General features: G+C 41.7%; 27 protein-coding genes and 1 pseudogene. 13 read left to right on the forward strand and 15 right to left on the reverse strand.

Going from position 1 to position 23,934, the window contains the following annotated elements:
* Window positions 1-31: 31 nt before the first annotated feature.
* The 3 genes from fis (at window position 32) to ACRRS0_RS19725 (ending at window position 2,177) form a co-directional block, all read left to right on the forward strand.
* Window positions 32-331: a DNA-binding transcriptional regulator Fis gene (fis, locus tag ACRRS0_RS19715; RefSeq protein WP_016402072.1), complete on the forward strand. Its 300-nt coding sequence runs from the start codon at window positions 32-34 to the stop codon at window positions 329-331.
* Between the two features lie 522 nt (window positions 332-853).
* Window positions 854-1,408 carry an SLATT domain-containing protein gene (locus ACRRS0_RS19720; protein WP_432455886.1) on the forward strand — a complete coding sequence of 185 codons (555 nt, stop codon included), beginning with the start codon at window positions 854-856 and terminating at the stop codon, window positions 1,406-1,408.
* A 7-nt stretch (window positions 1,409-1,415) separates the two neighbouring features.
* Window positions 1,416-2,177, forward strand: coding sequence for a reverse transcriptase domain-containing protein (locus ACRRS0_RS19725; RefSeq protein ID WP_432455885.1), 762 nt, complete (start codon window positions 1,416-1,418; stop codon window positions 2,175-2,177).
* 10 nt (window positions 2,178-2,187) lie between these two features.
* On the opposite strand, the gene ACRRS0_RS19730 is transcribed toward ACRRS0_RS19725, so the two are convergent.
* From ACRRS0_RS19730 to ACRRS0_RS19765, 8 genes are all read right to left on the reverse strand, one after another.
* Window positions 2,188-3,396, reverse strand: coding sequence for an IS256 family transposase (locus tag ACRRS0_RS19730; protein WP_432452821.1), 1,209 nt, complete (start codon window positions 3,394-3,396; stop codon window positions 2,188-2,190).
* Window positions 3,397-4,288: 892 nt separating this feature from the next.
* Window positions 4,289-5,215 carry a sce7725 family protein gene (locus ACRRS0_RS19735; protein WP_432455884.1) on the reverse strand — a complete coding sequence of 309 codons (927 nt, stop codon included), beginning with the start codon at window positions 5,213-5,215 and terminating at the stop codon, window positions 4,289-4,291.
* Complete coding sequence (locus tag ACRRS0_RS19740) at window positions 5,181-6,059, reverse strand: sce7726 family protein (protein WP_432455883.1); 879 nt, start codon at window positions 6,057-6,059, stop codon at window positions 5,181-5,183. Before ACRRS0_RS19740 ends, ACRRS0_RS19735 begins: the two co-directional genes overlap by 35 nt.
* Window positions 6,060-6,173: 114 nt before the next feature.
* Window positions 6,174-7,757 (reverse strand): replication endonuclease, encoded by a 1,584-nt coding sequence (locus ACRRS0_RS19745; protein ID WP_432455882.1) that lies wholly within the window; start codon window positions 7,755-7,757, stop codon window positions 6,174-6,176.
* Window positions 7,744-8,010, reverse strand: a complete 267-nt coding sequence (locus ACRRS0_RS19750) for a hypothetical protein (protein ID WP_432455881.1) — start codon at window positions 8,008-8,010, stop codon at window positions 7,744-7,746. Before ACRRS0_RS19750 ends, ACRRS0_RS19745 begins: the two co-directional genes overlap by 14 nt.
* Window positions 8,003-8,251 (reverse strand): helix-turn-helix transcriptional regulator, encoded by a 249-nt coding sequence (locus ACRRS0_RS19755; protein ID WP_432455880.1) that lies wholly within the window; start codon window positions 8,249-8,251, stop codon window positions 8,003-8,005. Before ACRRS0_RS19755 ends, ACRRS0_RS19750 begins: the two co-directional genes overlap by 8 nt.
* Window positions 8,252-8,350: 99 nt before the next feature.
* Window positions 8,351-9,346, reverse strand: a complete 996-nt coding sequence (locus ACRRS0_RS19760; protein WP_432455879.1) for a hypothetical protein — start codon at window positions 9,344-9,346, stop codon at window positions 8,351-8,353.
* Between the two features lie 44 nt (window positions 9,347-9,390).
* Window positions 9,391-10,215: a hypothetical protein gene (locus ACRRS0_RS19765; RefSeq protein WP_432455878.1), complete on the reverse strand. Its 825-nt coding sequence runs from the start codon at window positions 10,213-10,215 to the stop codon at window positions 9,391-9,393.
* 196 nt (window positions 10,216-10,411) lie between these two features.
* Here ACRRS0_RS19765 and ACRRS0_RS19770 point away from each other — a divergent pair, with 196 nt between their 5' ends.
* The gene (locus ACRRS0_RS19770) at window positions 10,412-10,921 is read left to right on the forward strand and encodes a type VI secretion system amidase effector protein Tae4 (protein WP_432455877.1); all 510 of its coding nucleotides are present in this window, start codon (window positions 10,412-10,414) and stop codon (window positions 10,919-10,921) included.
* Window positions 10,922-10,927: 6 nt separating this feature from the next.
* Window positions 10,928-11,146, forward strand: coding sequence for a hypothetical protein (locus ACRRS0_RS19775; protein WP_152785735.1), 219 nt, complete (start codon window positions 10,928-10,930; stop codon window positions 11,144-11,146).
* A 6-nt stretch (window positions 11,147-11,152) separates the two neighbouring features.
* Here ACRRS0_RS19775 and ACRRS0_RS19780 read toward each other — a convergent pair whose 3' ends face one another.
* Together ACRRS0_RS19780 and ACRRS0_RS19785 are read right to left on the reverse strand one after the other, a co-directional pair.
* Window positions 11,153-12,349 carry a tyrosine-type recombinase/integrase gene (locus ACRRS0_RS19780; protein WP_432455876.1) on the reverse strand — a complete coding sequence of 399 codons (1,197 nt, stop codon included), beginning with the start codon at window positions 12,347-12,349 and terminating at the stop codon, window positions 11,153-11,155.
* 127 nt (window positions 12,350-12,476) lie between these two features.
* On the reverse strand, window positions 12,477-13,088 hold the full coding sequence (locus ACRRS0_RS19785; protein WP_432455875.1) for a hypothetical protein: 612 nt from the start codon (window positions 13,086-13,088) through the stop codon (window positions 12,477-12,479).
* Window positions 13,089-13,290: 202 nt separating this feature from the next.
* Between ACRRS0_RS19785 and ACRRS0_RS19790 the strand changes: the two genes are divergently transcribed.
* The 8 genes and pseudogenes from ACRRS0_RS19790 to ACRRS0_RS19825 all read left to right on the forward strand — a co-directional run bounded on the left by ACRRS0_RS19790 (window position 13,291) and on the right by ACRRS0_RS19825 (window position 19,331).
* Window positions 13,291-13,773: a hypothetical protein gene (locus ACRRS0_RS19790; RefSeq protein WP_432455874.1), complete on the forward strand. Its 483-nt coding sequence runs from the start codon at window positions 13,291-13,293 to the stop codon at window positions 13,771-13,773.
* A 1-nt stretch (window position 13,774) separates the two neighbouring features.
* Window positions 13,775-14,290 carry a hypothetical protein gene (locus tag ACRRS0_RS19795; protein WP_432455873.1) on the forward strand — a complete coding sequence of 172 codons (516 nt, stop codon included), beginning with the start codon at window positions 13,775-13,777 and terminating at the stop codon, window positions 14,288-14,290.
* A gap of 268 nt (window positions 14,291-14,558) precedes the next feature.
* Complete coding sequence (locus ACRRS0_RS19800; RefSeq protein ID WP_432455872.1) at window positions 14,559-15,146, forward strand: excalibur calcium-binding domain-containing protein; 588 nt, start codon at window positions 14,559-14,561, stop codon at window positions 15,144-15,146.
* A gap of 131 nt (window positions 15,147-15,277) precedes the next feature.
* Window positions 15,278-15,709 (forward strand): hypothetical protein, encoded by a 432-nt coding sequence (locus ACRRS0_RS19805; RefSeq protein WP_432455871.1) that lies wholly within the window; start codon window positions 15,278-15,280, stop codon window positions 15,707-15,709.
* Window positions 15,709-16,170 carry a hypothetical protein gene (locus ACRRS0_RS19810; RefSeq protein WP_432455870.1) on the forward strand — a complete coding sequence of 154 codons (462 nt, stop codon included), beginning with the start codon at window positions 15,709-15,711 and terminating at the stop codon, window positions 16,168-16,170. The genes ACRRS0_RS19805 and ACRRS0_RS19810 overlap by 1 nt, the downstream gene beginning before the upstream one ends.
* 402 nt (window positions 16,171-16,572) lie before the next feature.
* A pseudogene (locus ACRRS0_RS19815) lies at window positions 16,573-17,564 on the forward strand (transposase).
* A gap of 240 nt (window positions 17,565-17,804) precedes the next feature.
* Window positions 17,805-18,023 carry a type I restriction-modification enzyme R subunit C-terminal domain-containing protein gene (locus ACRRS0_RS19820; protein ID WP_432455869.1) on the forward strand — a complete coding sequence of 73 codons (219 nt, stop codon included), beginning with the start codon at window positions 17,805-17,807 and terminating at the stop codon, window positions 18,021-18,023.
* A 237-nt stretch (window positions 18,024-18,260) separates the two neighbouring features.
* Window positions 18,261-19,331 carry a Fic family protein gene (locus ACRRS0_RS19825; RefSeq protein ID WP_432455868.1) on the forward strand — a complete coding sequence of 357 codons (1,071 nt, stop codon included), beginning with the start codon at window positions 18,261-18,263 and terminating at the stop codon, window positions 19,329-19,331.
* Window positions 19,332-19,724: 393 nt separating this feature from the next.
* On the opposite strand, the gene ACRRS0_RS19830 is transcribed toward ACRRS0_RS19825, so the two are convergent.
* The 5 genes from ACRRS0_RS19830 to ACRRS0_RS19850 form a co-directional block, all read right to left on the reverse strand.
* Complete coding sequence (locus tag ACRRS0_RS19830) at window positions 19,725-20,291, reverse strand: hypothetical protein (RefSeq protein ID WP_432455867.1); 567 nt, start codon at window positions 20,289-20,291, stop codon at window positions 19,725-19,727.
* A 39-nt stretch (window positions 20,292-20,330) separates the two neighbouring features.
* Entirely contained in the window at window positions 20,331-20,558 is a 228-nt protein-coding gene (locus ACRRS0_RS19835; RefSeq protein WP_432455866.1) for a hypothetical protein, read from the reverse strand.
* Window positions 20,559-20,737: 179 nt separating this feature from the next.
* Window positions 20,738-22,102, reverse strand: a complete 1,365-nt coding sequence (locus tag ACRRS0_RS19840; RefSeq protein ID WP_432455865.1) for an aminotransferase class III-fold pyridoxal phosphate-dependent enzyme — start codon at window positions 22,100-22,102, stop codon at window positions 20,738-20,740.
* The gene (locus tag ACRRS0_RS19845) at window positions 22,103-22,870 is read right to left on the reverse strand and encodes a carbon-nitrogen hydrolase family protein (protein ID WP_432455864.1); all 768 of its coding nucleotides are present in this window, start codon (window positions 22,868-22,870) and stop codon (window positions 22,103-22,105) included. It abuts the gene before it with no gap.
* Window positions 22,871-22,898: 28 nt separating this feature from the next.
* Window positions 22,899-23,924, reverse strand: a complete 1,026-nt coding sequence (locus ACRRS0_RS19850) for an extracellular solute-binding protein (RefSeq protein ID WP_432455863.1) — start codon at window positions 23,922-23,924, stop codon at window positions 22,899-22,901.
* Window positions 23,925-23,934: the final 10 nt, after the last annotated feature.

The following is a 23,934-nucleotide window of genomic DNA, read 5'->3' on the forward strand; positions in this document are numbered from 1 at the left end:
GATCATTAATTAAATAAAAAGAGCGTCAAGTATGTTTGATTCAAATACCACCACAAACACACTTTCTACTATGACTAGCAGTGCTACGAGTACTGAAGTGAAAGAACGTCCATTGCGCGATTCTGTTGAGCAAGCTTTGCGCAACTACTTTGCCCAGTTAAATGGCGAAGATGTGTCTGAATTGTACGAATTAGTACTATCTGAAGTTGAAGCCCCGTTGCTTGACGTAGTTATGCAATATACCCGCGGCAACCAGACCCGTGCTTCAATCATGTTAGGTATCAACCGCGGTACTTTACGCAAAAAACTAAAAAAATACGGCATGAACTAAACACCCGTTCATAAGCTATTGATTAAAAAGCCAAAGTGGTTAATTTCACTTTGGCTTTTTTGTGTTTGCTACACACGGAAAAATATGTAAAAACAATACTACTTACTGAGATCCACCTTAAGAGGCAGTTTGTGAAACTTTTAGCTCTATGTGAAAACACCAAATTGCAACCATTATGCATAGGAGCCTAACTTTGGTTTAAACACCAATTGCGGTAAGCCAATAATGTTATTCATTTAATGAAATATAAATCTGTTGTTACTCACTACAAACTAGCAAAGTAATAAACGCCATCAATCCCACAAGCCCAACTGAAATAACAAAAGTCCGAGTTCGAGCCATTGTACGCAACCAAACGAACTGCTAACATCGACTTGCCCTGCGGTGTGTAATTTACAATCCTCAATGAGGTGATTCTAATCATGAAGCGAAACTCGCTTATTTCCTATGTGGAGTAGCCCCAAGTTGTTTTAGGGGCGTTAACGGTCTTAAAGTTTTCCCGCAGGGCTTTTTGAGGATTACATGGATAAAGATAGTATTTGGTGGACCAGAAAGTCTTGGATCAATGCCGAAAGTAGACTTCTTCGCTACGCAAATTGGTCAAATATATCCCTTTTTTGGTACTCTCTTTGTGGTGTTTTCGCCTCAGTTTTACTACTGGGAGAAGAGCAGCCAAACGTAATTTCCAAAGTCTTTATTTGCTTTTCAGTTTTTGTTTTCTGCGCATCTTTGTTTACATCTTTAGGGCGATATAACGAACGAGCACGAAAATTCAAGAGTGGCTATATAGCACTACAATCTCTTTATCTAGAAGTAAAAGAACAAACTAAGTTAAATAATGACGACGCTGCTAGATATAGTAAAATCCTTGAATCTTGTGAAAACTGCTCTTGGATTGACTTTCTTAATGCTAAAGTTGAAGCTTACAATAATGCAAAAGATAAATCTTTTTTAAGTATAGATGTTAACAATAAAGATAAGGTTGTTTTCTATCTAATGAAAACTCTTAATATTTTCACATTAGCTTCTATATTGATGGCCCCTGCAGCTATAATATTTATATCTATATACAGGTAGTGTCTTAATGCTCGTAACCATATCGGAAGTATTCACACCTGATAATCTAAGAGATATTTACATCTCTAACTTTTCACAATCAAAAGTCACTGGAATTGACAATTTATTGCCGAAGCACTTTGCTAAAAAACAAAGCAAGGAAATAAACACTATAATTTCCAAAGTATTTATTGAGAATTATGCATTTTCAAGATATAGAGAAAAACTGATCTCAAAAGGCGCGAATAAATATCCTAGGCAAATTGCGATCCCAACACTAAGAGACCGGATTGTTTTAAAAGCTATAAACAACTATTTACAAAGGAATTTTTCCCACCTCCTACAAATACAAGTCCCTCAGCAGGCCACTAGAGACGTAAAACTAGCTTTAGATACAAACACCTATGAAACAGTTATAAAAATCGACATCAAAGACTTTTACCCTACCATTGAGCATCATCATTTAGAAAATCACCTTAAAAATTTGGGCGTTGAGAAAGAAGTCATAACTCTAATCAGGAGTGCGGTCACTACTGGATTTAGTAAAAACCAAGTATGTCACTCAGGGGTTCCACAAGGACTATCCATCTCTAACATTTTGGCCGAAATTTATATGTTAGACATAGATAAAGCTTTGAAGAAAGAAGATATTTTTTATAAAAGGTATGTTGATGATGTCCTCATTTTCTGCCGAGAAGATGAGTCAGGTAAAATTTACGACAAATATGTAGAAGAAACGAAATTAATAGGCCTAAAAACGCATGACGACCCTGTAAATAATTCTGTGTAACTGCTTTGGGTTACAAGTAATCAGTAAGTCGGTCTTCAAACATAATCATAAAGCGATTGAGAGCCTGTCGCCAGTTTCTTATTGGCATCGACCAGCGTTTCGATGCATCCATAATTGCAAGATAGACAACTTTCCTCGCTGATTCATCCGTGGGGAATAGCTTACGCTTCTTTGTCGCTTTGCGTATCACACTGTTCAAGGACTCTATCGCATTCGTCGTGTAAATGGCTTTACGAATGTCCTGAGGGTAGCTGAACAATGTATTTAAATTATCCCAATGCGCTGTCCAAGAGCGGCTTATCTGTGGGTATTTATCATCCCACTGGTCACCAAATTGTTCGAGGGCCAGAAGCGCTTCTTCCTCGGTATTCGACTGGTAAATACCTTTGAGATCTGCCGTTACAGCCTTGTAGTCTTTCCAAGGGACATACTTCATTGAATTGCGCACCATGTGGACGATACAGAGCTGTATTTGGGTTTTTGGGAATACGGCATTAATAGCATCTGGAAAGCCCTTCAAGCCATCAACACAAGCGATAAGAATGTCGTTGATACCTCGAGTCTGGAGTTCAGTGAGAACGCTGAGCCAGAACTTCGCACCTTCCGTTTCAGATATCCACATCCCTAAAAGTTCTTTCTGACCTTCGATATTTACGCCCAGAGCCAAGTAAATCGCCTTATTGACGAGCTGTTTGTTTTGGCGGATTTTCACCACGATGCAATCAAGGTAGACGATGGGATAGACTGCATCCAGTGGCCGTGATTGCCATTCAACAACCTGCTCTAGAACTGAGTCGGTAACTTTAGATATGAGGCTTGCAGAGACATCAGCATCGTACATTTCTTTGAACGTAGCGACGATTTCACGAGTTGTCATGCCTTTGGCGTAAAGGCTTAATATCTTGTCATCCATCGATTGAAATCGAGTTTGATGCTTACGAACAAGCTTCGGTTCAAACGAGGCATCTCGGTCTCGAGGTACATCCAGTTCAATCTCACCATCGTCGGTGATCAAGGTCTTGGATGAATAACCATTACGACTATTCTTATCGGGCTTTTCAGCGTGTTTCTGATAACCGAGGTGGTCATCAAGCTCAGCATTTAACGCTGTCTCAACAGTCACCTTGGTTAACATTTTACGAAAGTCATCTAGATCTGAAGGGGTCTTGATTGACTTAGCGGCTTCACGAGCAAATGCTTCGAGAACTTTCTTATCCATGTTGCTTATCCTTAGCCTGTTCAGGCCTAATTATAAGCAATTACACAATTTAATTTACAGGCTCCGCATGACACCGACCCTAGTTCAGATAAGACAATTGTAAAGCCTATATCTAGTGAGTTCTCCTACCTTGGTTACGTCTATAACCCAAAAAAATACGCTGGTGATGTAAGTATTTCAATAAGAGAAATAAGTAAAAAAAGGTTTCAAGATTCTATCGCCGCACTATTTACCTCGTATTCAAACGCGGGGAGAAAACGCTCTAAAGCATTACTTTTCTGGAAACTAAATTTAAGGATTACCGGTTGTATCGCAAACAATAAATGCAAAGGGTGGCTGTTCTTTTTCTCAGAAATTGATGATATGAGAATGCTCTTCGAATTAGATTGTATGATAAAAAAGCTATGCTATAGACATCGAATCGAATACAAGGGCATAAAAAAACTTACAAGAGCCATCCACGAAATAAAGCACAATAAATGGAGTAACAATTACTTCCCAAATTTTGATTCATATAATGACAAAAGCATGAAGGAAGTCGTCTCATATGATAGAGGCATTCCCATGCACAAACTAAAGCTGTCTGACCAAGACATTATCACTGCGTTTTGGGGTATAATTAATCGAGAGGTTAAATCCATGGAAACAGATATAGCCACAATATCTTAAACCATGAACATTTTAGAGCATAAACTCTGATAATCGAATTTCATATATTCCAAATTTGTTCATTTTCTTGCCATCTTTCCACTCCGTACTTATGCACTAGCACTAATTAATTAAATTTCCATCAATAATGCTAACATCATTAACTACCATTATGGTTAACGGGATAAGCCTGAATTCGTCGAAAACAACGAACCCAAGTTTAGACTTGTATTAAGAAGTGGCTCTATAGAAAGCTCGATATTGACTCTATATGGTGCATTATCGAATATTCTTTTACTGGCCCCAAGTTTGGATAATGCCTACGAGCGTGCAAATCTAGGAACGCTTGAAAACCTTCAGTGGTTTGGTTTAAAGCGGGCGTTGAGTTAGCGAATTGAATTAGCTCATCAAGCGCCTCCAAAAACTTAGTTCCCGTATTAGTCGTTGTTCCACTATCAGTTGTAGAGACACTATGCTTGATCAACATCACATTGTTTTGGGATGGATCTATATAAGTTATATGGATCGCAACCGCTCGAGCTGGTCCACCAGACTCACTATACGGCTCTCCTACTACTTGGTAATCGCCAAAACCAATTGCATTTGAAACTTGTGAATACGTCACATGCTCATCAGAATAAACAGATGGTAATGGAGGATAGTCCGCGTTTCGACCTTGAGCGTTGAAGGAGTCTTTTATCTTAACTAAACGAGGAAGACTTCCAATAAAACGCTGGGTCGTATTCGAAGATTCTCGTACCGAGTTCACTTTCGAAGAGGCGGTGATACTTGAAACATCAAACGTAGGTTCATCTTTAAAATATGTAGAGAATAATAACAGGTCAGATGAAAGTTGCGTTGCAAGCTTATACGCTGCGCCAAAATTCGCTTGGCTAAATGCAACACACGGCAAAAAATCTAATTGTTTTTTCACTAAGTCTGAGTAGAAGTCAATGCTATCGTGAGCAACCAACTCTCCAACCAATGGGTTAATGATAACCATCGGCGTAATGTTAGAACCATTTAACGCTTTAATCGTTCTAACCAAATCATTTTTGTTTTCTTTTAAAGGTTCAATGATAGGAATTACTTTACTTGCATTTAAACGCTGTACAGTTTTCCTTAAAGCAGCCAACTCATGACGCTTTCCTCGCATAAACGGATAATACATTAGCCATCTCTGTTGATGAATCAGTCATCAATAATACAAGACTATTTTTTTCTTGTCTGCTTAGTTGATAACTAACACCTACATTTTTTAAGGATTTTGGTAGCTTATTTATAAAGCTGTGATCGTTGCTACGAAATAGCTTAATACTATCGTTGAAAATTGTTTGAGCACCTTGCTTTGATAAAGAGAAATAGGCTTGCTTACAGTATTCATAAACACTTGTATTCGGCATTTCGGGAAGCCCCCCAAAAACCTTCTCAGCAACATACGTATACTCTGCCTTGCGCAAAGTATCAAAAGTCATACTATAATCAAACTCTGTGCTTAAAGGCGCGTCCGCAATGACCCTCAACTGATTCCTTTTCGTAAGCTCTATAATACCAAAATGAGGAAATTCATTATGCATTTCAACTATATGTTGTAGGTGAGACTTGTGTGTTACTACATAGGTCTTATCATATGCTCTCAAGTAAGATTTAATCTGCTCTTTCAACCTAACAAGTGAATCAAATTCAGTTTTGATTTCGTAACATGTTGAATACCCGTTAATGATCAAGCAATCGGCAATATTACCTCCAGTTCGCACCTCGCTCATCATAGAAGTTGTTTTCATTGAGTGACGGCCAAGTAGAATCTTATTTACAATTTCATTTTTAACTACATACTCATTTCTATAGTTTTTAATGAGGAGTTCATAAGCACGATTGTAAAAGTCGGCCATTCCTCTAGCATTTAAAAGCTCAGGAAAATCCTCACAAATATATGAGAAATGGTCAAAGTTCCCGTTTATAACTCTTTTTAACTCCGAGCTATTAAACAGTTTAGACAATGCTCTAAATTTCATATGTACTTTATAACACCATTTCCACTATTCTGCCTCGCCCACCGTCACAACGGTTGGCATCCTAGAATCAATTTTGTCACTTATCAAGTATCTCCCAAATTTCGGTACACTTATTTACAGAACTCCAAGTAAAGCCGAAGAGCTAGAGCCCCTAAGCACCTGCCATTCAAAATGGCGGGTGACAATTTCTAAGCCTTGGTAAAGCACACCTTTAAGTCTCTTCACAAATACATCGCCATAGGCGTTAGTTTTGCACTCGCCTGTTTCGGTATCTACGGTTTGCTGGTAGTAAACCCTTAATGGCCTGTTAGCTAACTTGCACCACACGCCGCCCATTACTTTAGTAAACGCTTTCCAATTGGCGGTATCTGCGGCTTTAAAGGCTTGCTGAATGGTTTCATCGAACTGGCATACTTTCTTTAGCCTACGAAGCTCTCGCCATACGGTGACCGATGCCCCGCCCACTTGTTGAAACTGCCTTATGCGCCAGCAAGCAGCCCACGCGTTAACCCTAGCGGCTGCCTCTATCGGTTCTTCACCATGTACGCCACTTTCTAGTGATTTACCGTTAATGTTCTTAGAAACATACTTAGCTAAGTAACCGGCCGCACTGCCTTTGTTCGGGTCTATTTCTACCGCTTTAAAGCGGTGTAAGTCTGCGCCCTTTTCATCACCATCTTCTTCAAAGGCATAGTGGCGGTAAATCTCTAACATGCGTTGCTTTTGTTCGGGGGCAATAAATACCAGTAAGTGCCAATGGGGTGTACCGTCATGGTGTGGCTCGGCCACTCTAATGCCATAGGGTTTAATATTGTCTCTATCGAGTTGAGCGCGAATTTTGGCATAGATATCGCGTAAGTATTGTTGACCATCTTTAGGCAGCGAACCATCCCACTTGGAATTACAGTGGCCGGTTGTGCCATAGCTAGAATGAAACTTTGAAGGGCACGTTAACGTTAAGAACAAACCAATATGCTTATGCTCTTCAGCTAACTCCTGAAAGCCCCTCGCCCTTACCATTAACTCTTGTCTGCGGATTTCGGGATTAGATACGTTTAAGTCTGATAGCTCTTTTAAGCTGTAGCACTGACCTGCATCATTTATCACAAAGGAGCTAGACATAAGCTTGTCTTGATAGGCCAATTGCGCGGTTCGGCGGTTAAGAGTGATGTTGCTGCAATAGATTTGCTTTCTTTTATTCACTAGCCCTATGTGTTGCGCAGTGGCCTCGATATCTTGATTCAGTTTCTGGCGTAGCTTTCTAAGCCACCAAGCACTGCTTTTGGTTCGATTGATAGCCCCTTTGTAAGGATCGCTTTTGGTGTCGGTAGTATCAAAGTCACCCTTCAGCAGAATACGCGGGGTTGGAGGCTCAATGCCTTTACCCCTTATGTAAGCGGCTATATCTTCATAGGCAGCTTTAGGTGAATCACTTAAGCGTGTAAGCCTTGTGCAGTTATCGGCCTTTTCAGTGGCTTTTTTTCTTAAGTCTTCTTCACACAAATCTAAGTTTAAGCTTATGGGTTTAGCGCCAATGGCTTTGGCTACGTTATCGCGAGTATCGCGGATGCCGATATTGGCATCTCGCTTAGTAGGCGCAGCATGATACTGCGCCATAAGTGGCATTCGAAACTCTGTAGGAAAGCTGGCTAATATACGCAAAACATACGCTTTATCATCTTGCTCAGGTACGGGCATTAAACACCTCCCAGCCTTTGGTGCTAATGCGGTATTGCAGCCATTGAATGCCGCAATGGTAAACCGAAGAGAAAGTAATCAAACCTAAGTCCTTTAAGCGATTAAAGGTGCGTTTATCAAATTGCTTAGATAGGCGCTTACAGGTCTTTTCTCTTACATGCTCACCTTCGGGCGTTACGTAAAAATTGATGCACGCGCCGTTAGCAAAATCACTCAGCATTCTTAAGGCTTCATTAGTAACTGAACTAGACATGAGCAACACCTCCCAGCTGACCTAAATGCTCTAGGCGTTGAAAGCTGCATAGCCATGCGTCTAAGTCTTCGCGTAAATAGCGAACTGCGCGGCCAATTTTAATGAAAGGGGGTGCTGGGGTGTGGTTGTCACGGTTGCCGCTCATACGCGCTTGACGCAGGTAAGAACGGCTCATGCCTATATAGATAGATGTTTCTTGTTCGGTTAGTACTCGTTTATCTGTTTCTCTAAGGTTAATCATCTTTGTAGCTCCTGATACATTTAAAGTTCAGGAGCAGTGTTGCTTAGTGAAAAGGCCGAATTAGCGCAGCGATAATTGCGATAAGTGCAGCGATAATTTTTAGTTAGAAATTATCCGTTTTTTAAGTTTACTAAGTGCAGTTGCCAATGAAGAGAACTTCATAGTTTGACGATTTAAGCCTGCCCGACTGACCCAAAGCAGCTCAGTAGCAGATACATCGAGAAGAATATTGTACTTATCAAATTGGCGCTCACCTTCATCTTTAGCGAACTCATTTTCCAAGGTACGCCAAACCCCTTTATGCGAGGTATCACCACCAGCAATAAGTATGTTGTACAACACTTCATGTAAATCATTATTAAACGTTAAAGTGTTTGTTTGCTCAGGCTCAATAGCTTGGATTTGTTCGACAGCAAATGGCTGCTCGACTTCTGGCGATCCAAACAGTTGTGCCTCTATCTTTCTAAGGGAAGCTAAACTAATGCCTAGCTCACTACGTTGAAAGGTGAAACCTATTTCGCTAAGCATCAACTCAGGTGTTAACTCTGCGTCTTCTTTGCTCTTGGTAATATCAGCTTCGTATTTAAGAACATGCTCGTCTTCTGGGTCGAAATCTTTTCGTAATGAAGCTAACCCTTTCATTGCCCCGAAAAACATCTCTTTGCCCTGCGCCTTTAGCCTCTGATCTGAAGCCCTTTCAACAAAGTAAGGATAAACGCGTAAGTGCGGGTACTCCGAAAATTCAGAAGGTCGCCCCCATTCTGCAACCAAGTTATTCGGATAACTAACCTGAAATGGATACACTTCAGAAACAAGTTCAACCCCAGCACTGGCAGTGGCTCGTCCGAAATATACTTGGGACTTTCCAGAGTCGATTATATTAGAAGCAGACTTAGCCGGGATGCCCATCCAACCGCGATAGTTGTAAACACCTATCCCTCGGAAACGCCCCTCAACCACAGCACCAATAATGCTTTTAGTGGCCTTTGTATAACACGCAAACTCAAGCTCACTTGGATTGGTATGTAGGGAAACATCAGACTCGGTTAACTTGGAAAAACGCCCCACTTCCGACAACAACACAAACTTTTCCAAAACAACTCCTTTATGTACAACCCAACTTTAGGAAATAAAAATGCTCATTCTGCCCCCTTGCTTTCGGTTTCTGCCTTTTCTAGCTCATGAATTGGCCGATATGAAAGTACTTCTCCCTCAGCTGAAACGTCATACGCCCCTGAATTTGTTAACACATACTGAACGTCATTGTGAGAGTGCACTCTCAAACCTACCAATTCCTCACCATCACTAGTTAAAAGTCTGCGACAACCTAAAGTGCGTTTTTCTATTTCTCTAGATTGACAAATTGGTTCACTTATCAATTTTTTCCCTTCTGATTGACCCGCTAACATTCCCAAGGACATGATCAACCAAATAATCGACATGCCGACAATCAAATAAATAATCAATCCAATAATTGCTACCCACCCCGTCACAAAGCCTATGATTGCAGCAACCAGCGCACTCCTAGTTGAACTAGAGATAGAAGACACAAAGCTTCGAACTTTAAAAGCTGGAAATGGGGATATACTAATCAACCGAACGAGTAACGGCACAACCGCAAAAGCAAAGCCGGCTATTAAAGCCGGCTCAAGTATGAACAGGTCAGCAGATATCATTCTAATCAGATTAAGTATTCCACCAGTCGAGCCTTCCACTGCGTAATAAAGCGACTCATCAGCACCTAAGGTCACAGGAGCGTTCTCAAAGCCAATCGTAGCTAAGTAGCTTTTTCTATAGCTTAATCCAAAGAAGTGACTATAAGCCGCAAGAAGGCCAAGTAGCCCAGTGCCTATGAGCCACGGCGAAAGAAATTTCTTTTTTGTTGCGACTTCTTCGACACTTTTATCTGAAACTGCAGCCTTAACCACAGTGTCACCTGCAGAGATATCCAAATCTTTACCCATAGGTAATCCTTACCATACAATCCAAACAACAGATATTTACTATAAACTCAATTAAATCTCTAGTGAATTGTAATTTATACTATTTTATATCTTATATATTTTATTTGTGCTATTTATCATTATGCGATTTTTCAATAGAAGCCCAACCCCATTAATGATAGATTGGTCATTTTATACAGGCACATAAGGATGATTAATGCCTAGCTTCGATACAATTTGGAAAAGCTTCCCAGACAAAAGCCTCATCAAAGCAAGATGCCAAAACAAACAGGCTACTAGCTCTAAACCTTTCGGAAACTATTGTGCAATAATGTTGAGTGACGCACTGATTAAAGCAGGTGTTTCAACCGCAAATAGCAAAACAAAAACCTGTTGGTCTCATTCTGGTATGAAACATATTCTTCTCGCCGAAGAAATGGCTCACTGGCTAAAGAGATCTCAGTTTAGTTGGCTAGGAAAGTTAGAAAAAATCACTCCTGCTACATTCCAAGATGATTTAGATGGTCGAACGGGAATCATTTTCTTCAAAGATTATTGGCAGCGTGGCAATGAGTCTTTTGAAAGACGTAGTGGCGATCATATAGACCTATGGAACAAGGACGAAATAACCAGTTCTTCGATGTTTACAAGAAGCATACTTGAGTTCTTAGGCCGGGTAAGTGACTTTAATGAATCTCGTGAGATTTGGTTTTGGGAGGTTAAGTAAATCAATATGAAGACTGTACTTATCTATATAGCACTAGCGATTCTTAACTTTATCGCCAACTTTGCTATTTTCAACTACTCGTTTAACTCTCAAGCAACACCTTTCTTACTCGAAGAGCAAAGGGTTGATAGCGCAATGTTGTCATTACAAACAACAATACCTGCCTATATCGCATCTGCGATTATGACTGCCATAATTTTCTATTGGGTAGCTAAAAAAAGATAACACCTTTTATGATAAGTGCCACGAAGTAAACAGTTTATTCAAACAAGGAGATATAGCCTCACTTATCATCGCAAGATCTTTTAACACCTCTATAGTTTTAATAGTGTGGCCTAATAGGTGGTCGGCAATATGTGGATGCACACCTAAATCATTCAATTTAGTTGCCATAGTTCGGCGTAAGTCGTGCAAAGTCCATGGCTCTTTATGCCCTAGTTGCTTCCATTGCTTACGACCAAACTGACTTACTGGTTCTGAGCGCTTTAATCCACCTAGCACATAGCCTGTTCGCTGCGTAGAGAATTTAAGTTCTAGTAACCAAGGCAGCAATGCTTGAGTGATAGGCCGCATTATCTTCTCAGCGGTTTTGCTATTGGCTTTGGGGACTGTCCACACCAAGTTATCGAAATCCCATTCATCCCACGTCGACATTCTCACTTCTTGAGTTCGCGCACCAAAAATCACTAACAGCAGAATCAAGTTGCGGTAGTAGTCGGGAAACTTATCTGATTTGGTATGCTCGATAAGGCTAAACAGCTCATCTTCTGTAAGCACCCTGTCCTTTTTGGCTTGCTTCTTACCCACATCGGAAATGATTAAATCATCCAGAGCATGACTTTCAACAAACCCGCGCTTGCGGCAAAACACCAAAGATTGTTTACAACCTTGAAAAACCAACCCCGCAGCAACAGGCGCAGGCTTGCGCTTACCCTGTCCCTTTCTGATCCGGTCAAAGCAAGAACACCACATCGCAGTCGATACCATTTCAACAGGTAGCGAACCAATATAAGGGTATATATGGCGTTTGAATTGGGCGCGATGTTTCTCATAATTTTTGCGGTGCTCTTCGGCGTATTCCACCAGCCAGTATTCGAGGGCATCTTCCACGGTGATCGGCTTTTCGCGTTTCTCTTTGGCAAGCTGGATTTCAATGGCGGGATCGGCATTATTATTTAGCCACTCTCGACAATCATCACGCTTCTCTCGCGCTTGCTTAATTGAGGTGTCTGGATAAGTACCCAAAGTCACCCATTTTGGATTAGATTTTCGCCCACCTAACCGGTAACGATACACCCAAGAAATTTTTCCACTGGCTGAAATTCTGGCCGACAAGCCTGCCCCATCAGCCACCACTTTTTGGCCGTCATAAGGCTTGCCGTTGACCGACTTTAGAAACTTATCTGAGAGCTTATTTATGGCTGACATATCAATGTTTGCTACACACGCTGCTACACACATTTCATTGCTTGACGATAATCCGCAATGAACACCCATGAATCAAAATGTAGCAAAGTGATTTAAAATCAGCAAGTTACAATTACCTCTATGAATTTCAGTGAACAGCAGAAAACACTATTCTTATAATACACTTTTCTTTCTGGCTGAGTTCAGATTGTTCGCAGCCATGAAAACTATCCAGATCTCTTTCGGCAGAAGCTTTACCTTGCCACACTCCCGCTGCTGGAAGCAGAAGCAACAACCAAAATAAACAAATTAAGCCATATGGAAAAATGGACCCAAAAAAAGCCCCTATAGCAGGGAAAATAACGTAGCTTTCAAATTGCTCATAAAACCCTTTTCTTTCAATGAAGGAAACCAAAGAGTTTTTCATTGGATTCCGGAACCCATACATGAGAGCAAAAAACGAAATAAACCCCACGCCCCCAGAGATAACCAAGAACCACACATTATTATTAAGATACTTATATGCATTTGAAACAACAATAAACATGAAAACAAACGCACCAACTAAATGGTCTTGAATTGAGCGTGGGAAAAAATCACTGTTAACTCCAAACCCATCTAAGTAGCTATAATGATAAAAATACCCCATCAAATAGAGCACTGGCACTGAAATGGTCATTAGGCCAACAATACGATTTAACGTAAATAGCCTCAAAATAGGATGCTTACCCTGTTCAGCGGCCTTAACTTCAACTTCCATGTATTCGCCTAATCTACAGAACAGCTATTGATATATAAAATGATAAATCATGTTAAGGCATTGAAGCAATTGGACATACCTCGATATGGTTAACAAAAGTAAATTATTCGAACCCTCACGACTTTGTTAACGCTATTTCTTGCACCAAAGCTGCCTCAGCAATATACTGACTTTACTATCAGTAATCAGTCAAGGAATGACGGTGCGAAAACAACTAAAAAATTTCAGTCCAAGTGAAATACTCATCACTGCTGATGATGCCCGACTTATACTCAAGTTTATTTTTAAGCCTTCTGAGCACTCAATAATTGATCAGCTTCCAATGAACCATAGAGAACTGAATCTAGCTCAAGGTCTATTGGTTGAAGCTATTGATGCTTCGTACTCCATTGGATATGTCGAGGCTTTGTTTAGAAGTACCGCAAATCCCTCAGCTAAAGCCTTTAGCATAATGAGAAAGTTTGCTAAATCATCGAAAAAGCATTGGTATAAACATGCTACGTCCACAGACCTACTAAGCATCAAAATTTATGACTTTGTCGTGAACGAATTAGCAAGAAGGTTTAAAAGCTTGCTAGCCATTTACTTAGTAAAAAAAGTAGATACAAACGAAAAAAACCTCCCGTTAACGGCATTTCTCGATTACAAGATTCCTGCTAACCATTTACCAAAACTGTGGAGTTAATATGTCTATAAAATCAAAAATAACTGCACTGGTAACAACGGTTGCATTGTGCTCAATAGGTTTAGCTCTATATTCATTATCGGTGATGAGTACATATCAACTCATCATGTGCTCTACAGGTGAACAAGGATTTCGCGCCCCTCCAAGCGCTTGTGACGTTTACCTAAAGCAATTTAGATACAATGAGCAGGGCGTTAACGATTTAGCCGAAGGTGGATTAGACCCAATACTCAACCTTGATGGAAACCTTAAGTACGATATAGCTCAAGCATTTATCAATGAAGGACTAGAGGTAGATGCCGGTAATAGCTACCTACCCTCACCTCACAACACTCTAACTCCATTACAGATAAATGTAATAACGAAGAATGTCGCTAACCTTAAATTTCTGTTAAGTAATGGCGCAAGCGTAGAGTCGTCACTAGACCTAGTTAACTCATTGATGATGAAAGACTCTGACCCAACTCTAGTAGAAATAAAGAAACTACTAAGCGATTCAACTAACGTGAACAGCTAGTTGCTTGGTGGGGCGATTAAGAGGCCAATATGAAACAAACAGTTGGCCTTTGACCATTTTTCTTAGCTAAAGCAGAAGTGGATATTTTTTGTGTCATTTGGCAATCCTTAGCATACTTCAACAGACGCAACTGTTTACTTGAGACTCAATTAGACATGCTAACAATATGAAAATAAACAACAAGAGTGAAGCAAGTTGATACAAATCATGATAATTAACTTAAGTATCTATATAGAATGTATTATTGCTCTTAGGATGCGGGGTAAATATGGAAAAAGGCATACTGAAAAAATGGGATAACATCAAAGGATTTGGTTTCATATCCGTAACCGGTGAGCCCAAAGATGTGTTTATCCATATATCATCTTTAAAATTAATGCCCAGAAAACCGCGTGTCGGCGATACGATTCTGTTTCAAATAGAACATCAACCCAATGGAAAAACCAAAGCCTACAACTGCAGTATTCAAGGGCTTCCCCCCACAAGCTCCAATAAGCCTTATAACCATTCACAGCAAAGGAAGATAGATCGCAATAAAAAGCCAAGTGTATTGACAATATTGATCCCTGCTCTTGCGGTTATAGGTGCTATTTTTCTGTATCAAATATTTGCTCCTCAATACTCGACTACTGAGAGCCCATCACTTCTCCCCAATATAGAAAGTTCTGCATTTGAGAACTCTTCAAGCTTTTCTACCAGTAGCAACTTTAGCTGTGAAGGAAAAACGCATTGCAGCCAAATGAATTCATGTGAGGAAGCCAAATTTTACTTAGCAAACTGCCCTAATACTAAAATGGACGGTGATGGCGATGGGGTACCGTGCGAGCGACAGCACTGTACTTCTTTCTGGAATTGAGATTAAGGTCTTCACGCTTAGCAGGTGAAGGTAGGCTTATCGAAATAACTATGTAGCGTAGCCTCTACCTCTTCTTATTAATAATGACTTAATTATCACTTAAGATTTATGGATTAAGATGGAGTTTAGATGTGTCTGAAATAAAAACAGAAATAAAAGTTCAAATCATTAAGTTGATTGAGATTGCATACAATAAAAATGATGGTCTTACAGGTAAACTGTTAGCGAGCTCTGGTAGGTTCTCTATGTCTCTAGATCGTGATGGCGTATTGCAACTCTCTGGGAAAGCAGGAGCAGCTAGAATAAATATAGCCAAAGAGATGTCTAGCATGGGGCTGGATTTTCACTATGCGTCTTTGTATTTCTCTCCAAGGGAAAATGGCGATATCGTATACACGGGCACTGTAGGCTCACCAAAGATAGGTAGTATAGAGATTGTGAGTTCACTAAACATCGAACAGCTTATTTTGAAATGCTCTGGCTTACTTTGTATTGCCGCAAGATTTCTCAAAAACCCTTATTCCAAAATTGATTCAAGCCTAAAAGCTAGCGGGGCTTATTAGTGAAAAAAACACTCGTATTATTAATCCTCTGCTCAGCGTTAAGTGCTCAAGCTGGTGAACTTCAAAAAGCTTTTGAAAGCTTTACCAACAATGAAAAAAACTATCAGAAGTACCTAGGTGAACACCCAAGGGAAATCATTGCGACTGCAAAGTTACAGCCTAATGAAGAGATCATGCGAGATACAGCCGCCTTTCCAAATGGACTTTTACTTGGTGAAAATGCCTACATGGAGAAAATCACAGATAATAAAGGTTGTTTGGTAGTAATGGGAACGCTAAAAGATTCACCCGATGAAATTGCCGACTATTCCGTTGAATACCTTAAGCAAGGCTCTGATTGGATTATCTCTGACTTCAAACTACGCTACTACTTTGAAGGCCGACCTCGCTTTCTTAAAGAAGCTTTGTGTGATCCAGAAGAAATAGCCGATGCTTGGTTTAGCTCACTGGATGAAGATTAAACCGGGGTCATAAAGACAAAAACTATCGCTTCCTTATCAGGGATCAGTATACGCACTCCCAAAAACGCCTTTCTTTACCGTGAGTGTAAATAGATGCGGTGCCTGCAATGTCTTCTAGCTTTTTCCGTTTTATTTCGGGAATACTTTTTAAAGCGTTGGCGTACAACTCCCAGTTGTAAGTTGTAATTTGATAACCCACTCTACCGTTTTATAGGTGCCTCGACCTGCAAATATCTGAAAAACGATACGATGCTAATGAGCTTATCCAACAAACTCGCCATCGTTCATCTGCGCGATGTATCGTAACGTTCTATAAACTAGAAACAAGACACCCACCCCAACTAACGAAATGCTTTTAATAGTCTAAACTATCAATAGTCATTTGTTTGGGGAGTTATCATCATGCCTCAGTCAAGACGCTCGCAAGGAGCTTATCGGATACTCCCTACTATCATTGTGTTTCCCGTTGTGTTCGACGGGCGTTTCTGTGTGGCGAAGACAAGGTAAGTGGTAAAAGCTATGAGCACCGCCGCCAGTGGGTCGAGGATTATCTACTCAAATTGGCGTCGGTGTTCGCCATTGATGTTTGTGCTTATGCTGTCATGAGTAATCATACCCACCTCGTGCTACATGTTAATCCGCAACAAGCAGAAGCCTGATCAATGGATGAAGTCTTAGAACGCTGGCATAGCTTGCATCAGGGCACCTTACTGACTCAGATGTATCTCAACCTTGAGTTACGACCGCAGTTAAGTGAGGTGCAACTGCAAGCCATCAGCGCCACCGCTGAAGTGTATCGGACTCGCCTGTATGACTTAAGCTGGTTTATGCGCCATTTAAACGAACACATTGCGCGAGCCGCCAATCAAGAAGACCAATGTACCGGTCGTTTTTGGGAAGGACGCTTTAAATCCCAAGCGCTTTTGGATGAAGCCGCCCTCATGGCGTGTATGGCTTACGTAGACTTAAACCCCATCAGAGCCAAGATGGCAAGTACACCAGAGGACTCGGCCCATACCAGCGTACAGCGACGAGCAAAAGCCGCTCAGCTAAAACAAGCCCAGGCAACAAACCTGTTTCCCTTTGTGGGTAACCCAAGAGAGCCGATGCCCCAAGGCTTACCCTTTGAGCTGAAAGACTACCTTGAGTTAGTCGATATGACCGGACGCATGGTAAGAGAAGATAAACGGGGTTACATCGACAGTGGAGAAAGTTCCATAATCCAACGCTTAGGGATAAATGAAGCACAGTGGCTGACTTTAAGCGGTGAGTTTGAACGGCACTTTTCTGGGGCTGTTGGTCAAGAGCGCTTGCTCAGGGAATACCATCAGCATATGGGGCATCAACGAACGACCGGTTTAAGTTGCAGCAAACGTTTGCTAAACCGCGCTTAAGCGCGAGCTTACTTTCGAACCACCCTCAATCATCAGTCTTGTATGGGGGGATACCTTGCCTTGCTGAGACGCACATTGGCCCAGAAATTATCAAACCGAGTCACCTACGGTGAATTTAGCCGTTAATCGGCATGACAATCGCCTCAGAACTAAATGATTGTAGTGGTGTTCACTTCACCAACGCTGTTACTGTATTTATGGTTTTTAATATGGATGTCCGTGCTCTTTTTCGTGCTCTTTATGCAACGCATTTATAGCGAACATAGCTGGAACCCCGTTCAGCGACAATGGCTAGCGTGTTTGGCTAAACAGTTAGTACACGAAGCCATTGTAGACAAAGACTTTGTAAACCAATACTTTGCCGACCACGGCGGCGCTAAAGGCCTGAACCGCATACTCAACGATCAGCTAGACACCATACTCGATGAGCTAAATGAGTACCTTTGGCAAGCCAGCTAGTAACTCACTAAGGGGCTTCTACAAGTTTTAACGACTTATATAGTCTTTGGCCGTTTACTATATAGGTTTTGGCGACATGTATAGTGTTCAGCTGTTTACTATATAGGTTCTGGCAACATGCATAGTGATTGGCTATTTACTATATACGTTTTGACAATATATATAATAATAGCCAAAATCTATACATATCAACGAATGAACGCTAAATCTGGCGCTGAACCTACAACGAGGATCAACATGTACCCAATAGAAAGCTTGCCTCTACCAGAGCCAGAAAGGCTTGAGACCAGAGTTGTGCTCAAAAAGCTGGCAACCGCTCATCGTTACCTAGCAGAATTAAAAGGCGTGGCAGCAAGTATTCCTAATGAGAATATTCTGATCAGCACCCTAACGATGCAAGAAGCAAAAGACAGCTCAGCCGTTGAAAATATTATCACCACCCATGATGAGTTATTTAAAGCAGAGCTTATATCTGAACAAACCAGCATCGCAGCAAAAGAAGTGCGCGATTACTCTGCAGCACTACGACAGAGCTTCACCATGGTGCGTCAGCACAAATTATTACGGCTAAGTGATATTTTAGAGGTACAACTTGCCCTCGAAAAAAATCGAGCAGGATTTCGAAAAGTACCAGGAACGGCACTAAAAAATTCGGCTACCGGGGAAGTTATCTATACGCCGCCGCAAGATGCTAATCAAGTACAGGCTTTGATGGAAAACTTAGTTAACTACATCAATGACGATGAATGCTGCGAGTTAGACCCATTAGTCAAAATGGCGCTCATCCACCATCAGTTTGAGAGTATCCACCCTTTCTATGATGGCAATGGTCGCACCGGGCGCATCATCAATATTCTCTACTTGGTAGCAAAAGGTTTATTAGATCTGCCCGTGCTTTACCTAAGTCGTTACATTATTCAAAACAAGGCTGATTACTATCGTCACTTGCAAACGGTTCGCGAAGACAATAATTGGGAACCATGGTTGCTGTTTATCCTTGAAGGCATAGCCCAAACCGCGCAACAAACCATCGCCCTAATTGAACAAATTAAACTGCAAATGGCACAGGTAAAACACAATATGCGCACTCAGTTGCCAAATATCTATCGCCAAGAGCTGTTAAACAACATTTTTAGCCACCCCTACACCAAAATCGACTTTGTCATGCAAGACCTTAGCGTAAGCCGCATCACCGCAACTAAATACCTCGAACAACTGGTTGAGCATAGCTTTTTAGTCAAAGCAAAAATCGGGCGCAGCAATTACTATATCAACCAACCCTTATTTGCCTTGTTTGCGGTAAATTAGCGCTTAAGCAAAAGCAGAATAAAAGGGGTCAGAGTCTGAGGGCTCCCCACGAATAATTACATAAAATCAGGTGTTTATTTTCTAAGCTAGGGAACATTCACAGCATTTAGTGATCAGATCTATCGCCAAACATCACTAAGCGCTAAACACCATGAATGCTCAGCACGTTTTATCAAACTGCCTTCAACTCGTCACCCCAAGCATGCATAAAGTGCGTCGCTCTAGCCTTCTTGCAACGCTTCAAAGCATAATGGGAGGAGCGGCTTTTTCTGTTACTAGCATCGGCGTAACTTGGCAGGGAAAGCCTTTGAAAAGCACCGTATTAAGCGGGTTGACCGTTTATGTAGTAACCCTTATCTATATGCTGAAACCGACTTTAGTTCAGCAGCAGAGCTATAGATTGAGCTGTTTAATAATCGCAAGTAAGTCAAAAGGTTTGTTAAGCTGAGGCTCTTTTAGAAAAGCGATTAACTCTTCAGAATTAAGCGCATCAATATCATTCGCTAGCTCTTCGGGTTTAAAATTCTGTTTTATTTGTAGCCACTCTTCGAGTTGCTTTTTATCTTCAGTTTGAGCCGCATATTCAACGAGTGAAAGGGAGTATCCATCGACCTGCACTTGAGTACAACGCTCCATCGCTTCGTGGCTGGCAATGAGTAGTACGACCTTTTTACTTTCTGATGGTAAGTCTGCAAACCATTTGCTGGTTAGCTTATCTACTTCTATCTGGCTTCTACGGCCTTCTCTGCAAATCTCAGTTTTAGCATTTAAGGCTTGGTACTTAAGCTCCAAATCTTTTGCTAGATCTTCATTGCTTGTAAGCAAAGACGCAGAGGTAGCAGCCGCTGAAAACGTAAGAGTTAAGCACATTGTTAATAATTTAAGCCTATAGTGCATTGTATACGCACTCCCAAAAACGTCTTTCTTTACCGTGAGTGTAAATAGATGCGATGCCTGCAATGTCTTCTAGCTTTTTCCGTTTTATTTCGGGAATACTTTTTAAAGCGTTGGCGTACAACTCCCAGTTGTAATTTGATAACCCGTAGAGATCAACTCTACCGTTTTATAGGTGCCTCGACCTGCAAATATCTGAAAAAACGGTACAATGCTAATGAGCTTATCCAACAAACTCGCCATCTCAACGGTATCGTTCATCTGCGCGATGTATTGTAGCGTTCTATCGTTAGGCTCAAAGCCCTGCAAATGACAAAAACTTCCCTTATTCATAAGGCCGCCATAAATTAATTGTCAACCCTATCAGTAGCTCACCTCCCAATCAATTTAAATGTGTCTGACGATTTAGTTTTGCTTTATCTTGTGAGGTGGCAGCAAAACGATTGGATATACCTCTATATGGTTAACATAGCAGGGCACCCTATGATGCCCTGCAATTTATTAGCCCCCATCTATATGCTAGAACTCACTTCAATGATGCTTTCTCGCAAGATGTCATAAATGCTAGCAATGATCTTCTCATCAAGAATTAGCGGTGGCGAGAGGATCAGACAATTGCCCAGAGGACGGGCGATAAGACCGCGCTTCTGGGCCGCCTGCGCTACTTTCATTCCCACCATCTCCTGCTCTGCAAATGGCGTTTTATTCGCTTTATCTTTAATAAATTCGATGCCAATCATGAAGTGGCTACCACGAACTTCGCCGACCAGCTCAAGGCTCGCTAATTCTTTTAGTGAATGCTCAAATAGCTTGCCTGTTACTCGAACTTGCTCTGGGATCCGTTGCTGCTCCATCAGTGCGATGTTTGCCAATCCGGCCGCAGCGGCTGCAGGATGACCGGAATATGTCATACCGTGTAAAAAGGTCTCGCCTGGCCGAGAAATCACCTCATGAATTTCATCGGAAATAATCGTCGCCGACAAGGGCTGGTAACCAGACGTTAAACCTTTTGCGGTGGTAATGATGTCTGGCGTAATACCAAACACATCCTTAGATGCGAAAAAGTGACCCAGTCGACCAAAGGCGGTCACCACTTCATCGGAAATATATTTAATATCGTTTGCTGCACATACTTCTGCCATACGCACATGATAACCGTCTGGCGCGGTGATCACCCCCCCCGCCCCCATAATCGGCTCCGCAATAAATGCTGCTATATTTTCGGCGCCGATGTCGTGAATATTCACTTTAAGATCGGTGATCAAGCTGTCAAGGAATTCGGCTTCAGTCATGTCACCGCCTTCCTTCCAAAAATGCGGGCATTTAATATGATGAACTAACTCCGAAGCACTGTCCCAGCCCTTACTGTAAGCGGGCGTGGTCATCGCCATTGATAGGTGCGTAGACCCATGATAGGCACCGATGCGACTGAGTACTTTTTTCTTGTTCGGGCGACCGAGGCGATTATTGTAGTGATGCAGCATCCGAATAGCGGAATCATTGGCAACAGAACCTGAGTTGGCGAAATACACATGGTTAAGATGACCGGGGGCAAGTTCGGCAACTTTCGCGGCTAATTTTGCGGCTGTCGGGTGGGTAAAATTGTAGAAAGTCGAGTAGTAATCCAGGGTATTAAGCTGCTCGCTAATCGCATCGATAATTTCTTTACGCTTGTGCCCAACATTCACACACCACAAGCCGCCAATCCCGTCGATGAGCTGGTTTCCGTCACTTTCTTTAACGTAATACCCTTCTGCCTCAGTAATCACCGTCAACGAGTCTTGGTCTTTTAAGCTATTTAGATCGGCAAAAGACTGGATCAAGTGTTCATCTGCAGCCAGAACTGCCTTTCTGTCTGTCGGTAGATTAATTGTCATTTATATAACCTCTAGGTAATCTTCAAGCTGTGTCGAGTTGGCATTCATCGCAGCTTTAATTGGGCTGAGATCGGTGATAAACAGAGTCTCGGTCGATCCGGCCATCGCTATCGGCTGTGAATCTGAGCCAACAATCAAAGACAGGCCTGCGTACTGCAGTCCCTGCTCGATTCCGCAGTAATTTGCATAAACGATGGTGAGTCCCATTTCTGCCGCTCTGGCTGGAACCAAGGTTCGGGACACGTGTTCGAATCCCATCGGGTTTGCTGTCGGAACTAAAATAAGCGTAACGCCTTGCTCAGCTAAAGCCCGGCAATGCTGTGGAAACTCAATGTCGTAACAAATCAGCAATGCAACTTTTTGTCCGTTCCAGTCAAAAGTTTGATAAGCCTCTCCTGCGGTAAAGCTTTGCTTTTCCATTTCGCCAAACAGCTGAATTTTTCGATAATGAGCCAGAATTTTCCCTTTTTGGTCGAAACAACTGGCTGAGTTATAAACCTTATTTCCGCTGGCTTCGGCCCAACCCAGAGTCAGACCACAACTATATTTTTGGGTCAGTTCAGACAATGTTTCGATCCAGATGCCATCGACCGTTTGTGCCAACGGTCGATGTAAGTCAGGCTGGTTGTAACCGGGGAAATAAAGCTCAGGGAATACAAGCATCTCGGCTCCGCCTTTGGCGGCGACTGAAAGACAATTTTCTACAGTCGAAAATCCTTTTTCGATATCGCCGTTGATAGGTAAACTCTGACAAAGACCAATTCTCATGGTTGATTCCCTTATTACTTTTAATTATTTATTTCTTTAAACGAGTCCAGATAGCGTCGTACATCTCTTGTACTTTTTGATCGCAGACTTGGATAAACACCCCTTTAGAGCCTTTCGGCGGGTTAGATTCGGGTGAGTTTTTCACCGCATCAGAGAGATAAGGCGTGGTCCCTTTTACTCCAGAAGAATATTGCGCATAATTTGTCACAGCGGCCGCGTTTTCCGGCTCAAGTAAGAAGTTCATAAACTTCAGCGCATTGTCGCGATTCGGGGCATCTTTCAGCAGCACGACGTTGTCCATCCAGACAATGTAGCCTTCTTTGGGAAATGCATATTCAATGTTTGCGCCTTCGGCTCTAGCTCTGGCGGAAAATCCAGACCAGATCATACCGACCGCAGCATCACCGGAAACCAGTACATCTTTCGCCACATCGGAACCAAAAGATGCCCAGTCTTTCTTGGCTTTGTTGACTAACTGGCTTAACTGTTTTAACTGGGATTTATCGGTACTACATTGCGGAATACCGAGGTGTAAGGAAGCAAGAGTGAGGGTTTCTCCTGCGGTATCGAGAACATTAATTTTGCCTTTCAGTGCTTCGGGTGGCTCAAAGATAAGTGCCGTTGAATCGATAGGGCCTTGGTAAACATCTCGATTCACTGAAAATGAGGTGGTTCCCCACTGATAAGGAATAGAGCTTTTCCTTCCGGGATCAAAAGAAACCTCAAGCCACTGCTTATCGATATTGCTAAAGTTAGGCAATTCCTCTGGTTTAAAGGTGTCGAGCATCCCTTCACCTTGCATAATTTTAACCATGTAATCGCCTGGTACCGCGACATCATAGCTGCCTAATTTCCCAGCTTTAAGTGAGGCCAATAAGGCTTCATTGCTGTCGAAGGTGTCCATCGTTACTTCGACATCATATTCTTTTGAGAACTTGTCCAATAATTCCTGAGGAATATACTCAAACCAATGGTAAATCGATAATTTTCCGGCTGCTTGCACATTCGCAGAAAGTGCCAGCAATAACATAGATGCAATCGTTGTTTTTTTCATAAGTCTTTCT

This window comes from Agarivorans sp. QJM3NY_29, assembly GCF_050870835.2.
Lineage (GTDB): Bacteria > Pseudomonadota > Gammaproteobacteria > Enterobacterales > Celerinatantimonadaceae > Agarivorans.

What these genes read in the sequence shown, in the direction of transcription:
- fis (WP_016402072.1), top strand. Translation starts at nt 32, where the DNA reads ATGTTTGATTCAAATACCACCACAAACACACTTTCTACTATGACTAGC.
- ACRRS0_RS19720 (WP_432455886.1), top strand. Translation starts at nt 854, where the DNA reads ATGGATAAAGATAGTATTTGGTGGACCAGAAAGTCTTGGATCAATGCC.
- ACRRS0_RS19725 (WP_432455885.1), top strand. Translation starts at nt 1,416, where the DNA reads ATGCTCGTAACCATATCGGAAGTATTCACACCTGATAATCTAAGAGAT.
- ACRRS0_RS19730 (WP_432452821.1), bottom strand. Translation starts at nt 3,396, where the DNA reads ATGGATAAGAAAGTTCTCGAAGCATTTGCTCGTGAAGCCGCTAAGTCA.
- ACRRS0_RS19735 (WP_432455884.1), bottom strand. Translation starts at nt 5,215, where the DNA reads ATGTATTATCCGTTTATGCGAGGAAAGCGTCATGAGTTGGCTGCTTTA.
- ACRRS0_RS19740 (WP_432455883.1), bottom strand. Translation starts at nt 6,059, where the DNA reads ATGAAATTTAGAGCATTGTCTAAACTGTTTAATAGCTCGGAGTTAAAA.
- ACRRS0_RS19745 (WP_432455882.1), bottom strand. Translation starts at nt 7,757, where the DNA reads ATGCCCGTACCTGAGCAAGATGATAAAGCGTATGTTTTGCGTATATTA.
- ACRRS0_RS19750 (WP_432455881.1), bottom strand. Translation starts at nt 8,010, where the DNA reads ATGTCTAGTTCAGTTACTAATGAAGCCTTAAGAATGCTGAGTGATTTT.
- ACRRS0_RS19755 (WP_432455880.1), bottom strand. Translation starts at nt 8,251, where the DNA reads ATGATTAACCTTAGAGAAACAGATAAACGAGTACTAACCGAACAAGAA.
- ACRRS0_RS19765 (WP_432455878.1), bottom strand. Translation starts at nt 10,215, where the DNA reads ATGGGTAAAGATTTGGATATCTCTGCAGGTGACACTGTGGTTAAGGCT.
- ACRRS0_RS19770 (WP_432455877.1), top strand. Translation starts at nt 10,412, where the DNA reads ATGCCTAGCTTCGATACAATTTGGAAAAGCTTCCCAGACAAAAGCCTC.
- ACRRS0_RS19775 (WP_152785735.1), top strand. Translation starts at nt 10,928, where the DNA reads ATGAAGACTGTACTTATCTATATAGCACTAGCGATTCTTAACTTTATC.
- ACRRS0_RS19780 (WP_432455876.1), bottom strand. Translation starts at nt 12,349, where the DNA reads ATGTCAGCCATAAATAAGCTCTCAGATAAGTTTCTAAAGTCGGTCAAC.
- ACRRS0_RS19785 (WP_432455875.1), bottom strand. Translation starts at nt 13,088, where the DNA reads ATGGAAGTTGAAGTTAAGGCCGCTGAACAGGGTAAGCATCCTATTTTG.
- ACRRS0_RS19795 (WP_432455873.1), top strand. Translation starts at nt 13,775, where the DNA reads ATGTCTATAAAATCAAAAATAACTGCACTGGTAACAACGGTTGCATTG.
- ACRRS0_RS19800 (WP_432455872.1), top strand. Translation starts at nt 14,559, where the DNA reads ATGGAAAAAGGCATACTGAAAAAATGGGATAACATCAAAGGATTTGGT.
- ACRRS0_RS19820 (WP_432455869.1), top strand. Translation starts at nt 17,805, where the DNA reads ATGCAACGCATTTATAGCGAACATAGCTGGAACCCCGTTCAGCGACAA.
- ACRRS0_RS19825 (WP_432455868.1), top strand. Translation starts at nt 18,261, where the DNA reads ATGTACCCAATAGAAAGCTTGCCTCTACCAGAGCCAGAAAGGCTTGAG.
- ACRRS0_RS19835 (WP_432455866.1), bottom strand. Translation starts at nt 20,558, where the DNA reads ATGAATAAGGGAAGTTTTTGTCATTTGCAGGGCTTTGAGCCTAACGAT.
- ACRRS0_RS19840 (WP_432455865.1), bottom strand. Translation starts at nt 22,102, where the DNA reads ATGACAATTAATCTACCGACAGACAGAAAGGCAGTTCTGGCTGCAGAT.
- ACRRS0_RS19845 (WP_432455864.1), bottom strand. Translation starts at nt 22,870, where the DNA reads ATGAGAATTGGTCTTTGTCAGAGTTTACCTATCAACGGCGATATCGAA.
- ACRRS0_RS19850 (WP_432455863.1), bottom strand. Translation starts at nt 23,924, where the DNA reads ATGAAAAAAACAACGATTGCATCTATGTTATTGCTGGCACTTTCTGCG.